Origin of the sequence: Saccharothrix sp. ST-888, from assembly GCF_000955975.1 — a bacterium.
In the GTDB taxonomy this organism is placed as follows: domain Bacteria; phylum Actinomycetota; class Actinomycetes; order Streptomycetales; family Streptomycetaceae; genus Kitasatospora.
Genome location: NZ_JYJF01000183.1, coordinates 1 through 6,719, shown reverse-complemented (window position 1 = coordinate 6,719; position 6,719 = coordinate 1). Strand labels below are relative to the sequence as shown.

The 6,719-nt window shown below is 70.9% G+C and carries 6 protein-coding genes; 4 read left to right on the top strand and 2 right to left on the bottom strand.

What is annotated here, in order from left to right:
* Positions 1 to 458 (top strand): hypothetical protein (locus tag UK12_RS38685; RefSeq protein ID WP_231591462.1); only part of this gene is annotated, 458 nt, incomplete at its 5' end.
* A 330-nt stretch (positions 459 to 788) separates the two neighbouring features.
* On the opposite strand, the gene UK12_RS38675 is transcribed toward UK12_RS38685, so the two are convergent.
* On the bottom strand, positions 789 to 983 hold the full coding sequence (locus UK12_RS38675) for an FAD-dependent monooxygenase (protein WP_231591463.1): 195 nt from the start codon (positions 981 to 983) through the stop codon (positions 789 to 791).
* Positions 984 to 1,163: 180 nt separating this feature from the next.
* Entirely contained in the window at positions 1,164 to 2,615 is a 1,452-nt protein-coding gene (locus UK12_RS31360) for an FtsW/RodA/SpoVE family cell cycle protein (protein ID WP_231591461.1), read from the bottom strand.
* Between the two features lie 259 nt (positions 2,616 to 2,874).
* On the opposite strand from UK12_RS31360, the gene UK12_RS31355 reads away from it, so the two are divergent.
* The 3 genes from UK12_RS31355 to UK12_RS31345 all read left to right on the top strand — a co-directional run bounded on the left by UK12_RS31355 (position 2,875) and on the right by UK12_RS31345 (position 6,683).
* The gene (locus UK12_RS31355; protein ID WP_052682353.1) at positions 2,875 to 3,915 is read left to right on the top strand and encodes a cytochrome c oxidase assembly protein; all 1,041 of its coding nucleotides are present in this window, start codon (positions 2,875 to 2,877) and stop codon (positions 3,913 to 3,915) included.
* A gap of 365 nt (positions 3,916 to 4,280) precedes the next feature.
* Positions 4,281 to 5,681 carry a dihydrolipoyl dehydrogenase gene (gene lpdA, locus UK12_RS31350; RefSeq protein ID WP_045306604.1) on the top strand — a complete coding sequence of 467 codons (1,401 nt, stop codon included), beginning with the start codon at positions 4,281 to 4,283 and terminating at the stop codon, positions 5,679 to 5,681.
* Positions 5,682 to 5,825: 144 nt separating this feature from the next.
* On the top strand, positions 5,826 to 6,683 hold the full coding sequence (locus tag UK12_RS31345; RefSeq protein ID WP_045306603.1) for a metallophosphoesterase family protein: 858 nt from the start codon (positions 5,826 to 5,828) through the stop codon (positions 6,681 to 6,683).
* Positions 6,684 to 6,719 lie beyond the last annotated feature (36 nt).

The window sequence follows — 6,719 nt, the reverse complement described above, 5'->3', positions numbered from 1 at the left end:
AGGTCCGCCAGGCGGTGGCGACGCTGTTCCGGGTGATCCGGCCGGAACCGCGCCTGCGCATCGGCGAGGCCGAGGCGATGGAGCTGGCACCGCTGGTCGTCCAATGGCTGGAACGCGGCAGCACCGCCGGTGACCTCGCCCAAGCGCTGCTGCCCGGCCTGCCCCCGACCATGTATTCCGCGACCGCAGTGCTCCGCAGCCGCCTGGAACGCAAGATGCCTCCCGTGCACGCCCCCGAGAAACCTCCAGCGACCCGATACACCGAGTGCGCCAAATGCCATGACCCGGTACCCCAACCGGGCATCTGCCGGGCCTGCGCGGGCCTCGGCGAGCGAGCGCCCGCAGTCGGTGGCGGAGCGGCGGCGACTCCGGGTGGCGCCGCCCGCGCCCGCGCAGCCATGCGAACCGCGAAGGCCGCCTTGGCTGTCAGGCGGCCCGCAACAACCCTCGCGGCGTGACCTGGTCAGGGCCTCGCTCCCGTCGGGAGCGGTGATCGCGGCCAATCCGGGACCACGCGTGGCCGGAGGCAGTGGCACATCCTGCGCCACTGCTGCTGCGCGCTGTCGTTGCGGCGGCGACGACGAGCAGTACGTGCTGGGGGCGAGTCGGCGTGACGTCGATGGTGTCCGCGCGGTACACGACGACGTCCGGGCGGCGGTTGGTGAGTGGTACGTCCTGCAGGCGGACGTCGGAGTCCGTATCGGCGTTCCAGTCCGGGCCTGCGGTGGCATCCAGCGCAGTTGCCAAGATCCGTGCCAGGCGATTGTGCCGCTTGGACGCACCCGGACTTACGACGACCATCCCGTCCACGATCTCGATGCCTGCGCACTGCTCCTCGGGCCAGGAGTCATCGGGATGCCCACGGCGCGGCGGACGGTGCTGCGGCCGCCGTCGGCGGCGACCAGGTAGTCGGCGGTGACCCGCAGGACGGTGCCGTCGGCCCGTTCGAGGTCGGCCTCGACCCGCTCGGGGGTCTGGTGCAGCCGGGCCGGCGCGGTGCCGAACTCCGACCTGGCCGCCGAGCTCGCGCAGGCGGGTGTGCAGGATCTGCTGGGTCCGCCACTGCGGGACCATCCAGGGCTCCGGATGCGGCACGCCGGTGGTGTCCTTCCGGGGGTCCGTCAGGTCCCATGCGGCGCCGGGGGGCAGTACCGCCCGGCGGGTCAGAGTGCGGCGGAGGCGGGTGAACCCGGCATGGCCGAGGTCGGCTGTACGGGCGGGATCGGCGCCGCCTCGGGCTCCGGTTCCAGCTCGGCGCGGCCGGCCGCGTCGGAGAGTTTGATCAGTACTGCGGTCAGCAGCCAGTTGGCCAGCAGCGACGAGCCGCCTGCGGCGAGGAAGGGCAGCGCCTTGCCGGTCAGCGGGATCAGCCCGGTCACCCCGCCGACCACCACGAAGACCTGGAGCGCCACGGCCGCCGAGAGCCCGGTGGCGAGCAGCTTGCCGAAGGGGTCGGTCAGGGCGATGGCGGTGCGCAGTCCGCGCTGCACGAACAGGGTGTAGACCAGCAGGAAGGCGGTGACCCCGGCCAGGCCCAACTCCTCGCCGATGGTGGTGAAGATGAAGTCGCTGCGCCCGGCGAAGCCGATCAGGTACGGCCGCCCCTGGCCGAGACCGGTGCCCATCAGGTGCCCGGTGCCGAAGCTGAACAGGGCCTGGGCGGGCTGGTCGGAGATCAGCGCCGGGTTGTGGTGGGGCAGGTAGATGTCCAGCGGGTGCAGCCAGGCCTCGACCCGGCCGTGCACGTGCGGCTCGATGTCGCCGACCACGGCCGCGCCGCCGACGGCCATCAGCAGGCCGAGCACCACCCAGCTGGTCCGCTCGGTGGCCACGTAGAGCATCACGACGAAGACGCCGAAGAAGATCAGCGAGGTACCGAGGTCGCGCTCGAAGATCAGCACCAGCAGGCTGACCACCCAGATGGCGAGCACCGGGCCGACGTTGCGGCCGCGCGGCAGATTCATGCCCCAGAACTTCCGCCCGGTCAGCGCGAGCGCGTCCCGGCTGGCCATCAGGTAGCCGGCGAAGAAGACGGTGATGGCGACCTTGACGAACTCGTCCGGTTCGAGGCTGATCCCCGGGAGCTTGATCCAGCGCTTGGCGCCGAAGTCGTCGCCGGGGAAGAAGGCCGGTGCGGCCAGCAGGATCAGCGCTCCGGCCATGATCAGGTAGACGTAGCGCTGGAAGATCCGGTGGTGCTTCACCACGATGATCAGCCCGGCTGCCGCCGCCGAGGCGATCACCACCCACATCACCTGGTTCGGCGCCGACGGCAGCTTCTGGTAGTCGCCCTTGGCGGCGTGGAAGAGCGCGTACGACTGGTCGAGCCGGTTGAGCAGCACCAGCCCGAACCCGGTCAGGAAGACGGCCAGCGGCAGGATCAGCGGGTCCGCGTACGGCGCGAAGCGCCGGATCGCCATGTGCAGCGCCACGGCCAGCGCCGGCAGGCCGGTGCCGTAGACCAGCAGGCCCTCGGGCAGCGCGTGGTTGAGCGCTTCGTTGGCGGTCACATAGCCCGCAAGGCAGACCACGACCGCCGCCAGTACCAGGGCGAGTTCGAGATTGCGGCGGCGAGCGGCCAGCCTTCGCCCGGCGCTTCGTGGGCTGTCTGTCACGGATTCCCCGCTTCGGCATCTTCGACAGTGATGTAGTAGACGACGCATCCTCGCACGAGGGTGACGCCGATGTGGCAACAGGGGGTTCCGGACCCAGCTCCCGTGATCGTTTCGGCGTCGGCCATCATGTCGGAGGAGCCGCAAGCGCCGCAGCGAAACGGCCGACTGCGCCGCAGCACAGCGACCGGCCGCCGCGCACCGGCCGACCGCACCGCACCGACCGGCTGCACCGCACCAGCCGGAACAGGAGAACCACCGGATGCCGACCCCAGCACTCGCCCTCGGCCACGACGGCCCGCCACCCTGGCACTGGGCCGACCTGGCCACCACCTGGACCGCCGAGCCCGTCGTCCTGACCCTCGCCGCGCTGCTCGGCGGCGCCTACCTGCTGGGCGTCCGCGCCTTCCATCGGGCCGGCGGCCGCTGGCCGCTGCACCGCACCGCCGCCTTCCTCGGCGGGCTGCTGGTCTGGATCTGGGTGACCTGCTCCGGCATCGGGGTGTACGAGCGGATCCTGTTCACCGACCGGGCCGCCCAGGTCGTCCTGCTGCTGATGCTGGTCCCGCTGCTGCTGGTGCTGGGTGCGCCGGTCTCACTGCTGGTCGAGACCTCGCCCGAGGCGCGCCGGGCGCGGATCATGCGCTCGCTGCGCAGCCGCCCCTCCCGGCTGCTGATGTTCCCCGCGGTGTCCACGGTGCTGCTGATGGCGCCGCCGTGGCTGCTCTACTTCACGCCCTGGTACGAGAAGACCCTGAGTAGCGGGGCCTGGAACATCGGCCTGCACCTGACGCTGGTCGCGCTGGGCGTGGCGTACTACTGGCCCCGGCTGCAGCTCGACCCGGTCGCGTACGAGTACCCGTTGCTGGTCAGCCTGTTCGTCACCTTCGCCGAGGTGATCTTCGACGCCGGACTCGCCCTGATCCTCATCTACGGCCACCACCTGATCGCCGAGCCGCACTACGCGGCCCTCGGCCGCACCTGGGGCCCCACCCTGCTGCAGGACCAGACCTGGGGCGGCAACGTGATCTGGGTGCTCGGCGACCTGATCGGCCTGCCCTTCCTCTGCGCGCTGATCCGGCGCATGATCGTCACCGGCCGGGCCGAGACCGCGGCGGTGGACGCCGCGCTGGACGCCGAGTTCGAGGCTCGGACGACCGTTCGGGAGGCTGCCAGGGAAGCCGCCGGGGAAGCCGGGCCCGCCACGGCCGGGACCGTCCAGGACGACGAGCCGCAGGGCACGCGCCCCTGGTGGCTGGACGACCCCAACCTGCGCCACCGCTACGGCGGCGCCGAGCGCTGACGGCGAAGCCCGTCCGGCCGGACCTACCTGAGTGCCCGCCCGGCTGGTCGCCCGGCCGTACACCGCACTCCCCGGCCGTCGCGACGGCGGTGGCCGTGGTGCTGAGCCGGCCTCATATGCCGGGCTCCGTACCGCTGCCGGCGGCCGGTGCGGTCCTGCTACCGGACCGTGCCCCGGTCGGCCGCGCCCGCAGGGGCAACCGCCGTCCCGCGTGCCGGTGGTGCGCCACCCGGTCCGGTCGACGAGATCGGGGGCCCACGGTGCCTGCCGCGCCCGCGTACGACAGGCTTGGGGGTGGTCGGACTCCTCGGAGTCGACTGTCCACATGGACACGGACACGGTCACCAACCGAATCGAAGGCGAAAATGACCAACCACTTTGATGTCGTTGTCCTCGGTGCCGGCCCGGGCGGGTACGTCGCTGCCATCCGCAGCGCGCAGCTCGGCCTGAGCGTCGGCATCGTGGAGGAGCGCTACTGGGGCGGGGTCTGCCTCAACGTCGGGTGCATCCCGTCGAAGGCGCTCCTGCGGAACGCGGAGCTCGCGCACATCCTGACGCACGAGACCAAGACCTACGGCATCCAGGTCGAGGGTCGGATCAGCTTCGACTACAAGGAAGCGTTCCAGCGCAGCCGCCAGGTCGCCGACGGCCGGGTCAAGGGCGTCCACTACCTGATGAAGAAGAACAAGATCGCCCAATTCGAGGGCCGGGGCCACTTCGTGGACGCCAACACCCTCCAGGTGACCGGCGCCGACGGTGCGGTGCAGACCGTCACCTTCGACCACTGCATCCTGGCCTCCGGTGCCACCCCCCGTCTGCTGCCCGGCACTTCGCTGAGCCCGCGCGTGGTGACGTACGAGGAGCAGATCCTGGCCGACCAGCTGCCGGAGAGCATCATCATCGCGGGCGCCGGTGCGATCGGCATCGAGTTCGCGTACGTGATGCACAACTACGGCGTGAAGGTCACCATCGTCGAGTTCCTGGACCGGATGGCGCCGCTGGAGGACGCGGACGTCTCCGCCGAGCTGTTCAAGCGCTACAAGCGCCTGGGCATCGAGGTACTGACCTCCACCCGGGTCGACGCGATCGACGACTCCGGCGAGAAGGTCAAGGTCACCGTCACGGCGGGCGGCGAGCAGCGCGTCCTGGAGGCCGACAAGGTCCTGCAGGCGATCGGCTTCGCCCCCCGGGTCACCGGCTACGGCCTGGAGAACACCGGCGTCAAGCTCACCGAGCGCGGCGCGGTCGAGGTGGACGGCCACTGCCGCACCTCGGTGCCGCACATCTTCGCCATCGGCGACGTGACCGCCAAGCTGATGCTGGCCCACGCCGCCGAGTCGATGGGCGTCATCGCCGCCGAGACCATCGCGGACGCCGAGACCATGGAACTCGACTACGTGATGATCCCGCGCGCCACCTACAGCCAGCCGCAGATCGCCAGCTTCGGCTGGACCGAGGAGCAGGCGCGCAACCAGGGCTTCGACGTCAAGGTCGCGAAGTTCCCGTTCATGGCCAACGGCAAGGCCCACGGCCTCGGTGACACGGTCGGCTTCGTCAAGATCATCAGCGATGCCAGGTACGGCGAGCTGCTCGGCGCCCACATGATCGGCCCCGAGGTCACCGAGCTGCTGCCCGAGCTGACCCTGGCTCAGCAGTGGGACCTCACGGTCACCGAGATCGCCCGCAACGTCCACGCCCACCCGACGCTGGGCGAGGCCGTCAAGGAGGCCATCCACGGCCTGGCCGGGCACATGATCAACATGTAGTAGCCGCGCCCGCTGCTGCGCCTTCTCCGCCCAGCCGTCCCGCCGGGGTCGCCAAGAGGACACCAACTTGCCGACCCTGGCGGGAATTGACTTTCGATCACGCCGGTTGACCCGGAGGTTGTCGCCGATCGAGATGATGGCCGGATGAGCGAGAGCATCGAACAGCCGGGCCGCCTGCTGGCGGTCTCCGACCTGCACGTCCACCATGCGGAGAACCGCCGCATCCTGGCGGAGGAGCTCCTCCCGCAGTCGCCCGAGGACTGGCTGATCGTGGCCGGGGACGTCAGCGAGACCGTCGACCAGATCGAGTGGGCGCTCGGCCTGCTCAGGGACCGTTTCGCGCAGGTGATCTGGGTCCCCGGAAACCACGAACTGTGGACGCCGCAAGGGGACTTGGTCCAGCTGCGCGGGGAGGCGCGCTACCGCCACCTGGTGGAGATCTGCCGCCGCCTCGGTGTCCTGACGCCGGAGGACCCGTACGCCGTCTGGCGCGGAGCGGGCGGCCCGGTGGTGATCGCGCCGCTCTTCGTGCTCTACGACTACTCGTTCCGCCTGCCGGGGCTGAGCCGCGAGGCGGCGATGGAACAGGCCTACGAGTCGGGGGTGGTGTGCACGGACGAGTTCCTGCTGCACCCGGAGCCCTACCCGGACGCCGCCGCCTGGTGCGAGGCCCGGGTGAGCTGGACGGAACAGCGGCTGGCCGCCCTCGACCCCGCCCTGCCGACCGTCCTGGTCAACCACTTCCCGCTGGTCCGAGAGGACACCGCGATCCTGCGCTACCCGCAGTTCGCGCAGTGGTGCGGCACCGAGCGGACGGCCGACTGGCACCGCAGATTCCGCGCCGCCGCCGTGGTCTACGGCCACCTGCACATCCCCCGCACCACGGTCCACGACGGTGTCCGCTTCGAGGAGGTCTCGATCGGCTACCCGAGGGAGTACGGCCGCCGAGGCTTCCCCCGGGGGCTGCTGCGCGAGGTCCTGCCCCCGGCAGCGACTGGCTGATCGGCGCATCGGACGGTTCGCATCGGACGGCCCGCA

Excerpts from the sequence above, each read along its gene's own strand:
- lpdA (WP_045306604.1), top strand. The coding sequence starts at position 4,281 with ATGACCAACCACTTTGATGTCGTTGTCCTCGGTGCCGGCCCGGGCGGG.
- UK12_RS31355 (WP_052682353.1), top strand. The coding sequence starts at position 2,875 with ATGCCGACCCCAGCACTCGCCCTCGGCCACGACGGCCCGCCACCCTGG.
- UK12_RS31345 (WP_045306603.1), top strand. The coding sequence starts at position 5,826 with ATGAGCGAGAGCATCGAACAGCCGGGCCGCCTGCTGGCGGTCTCCGAC.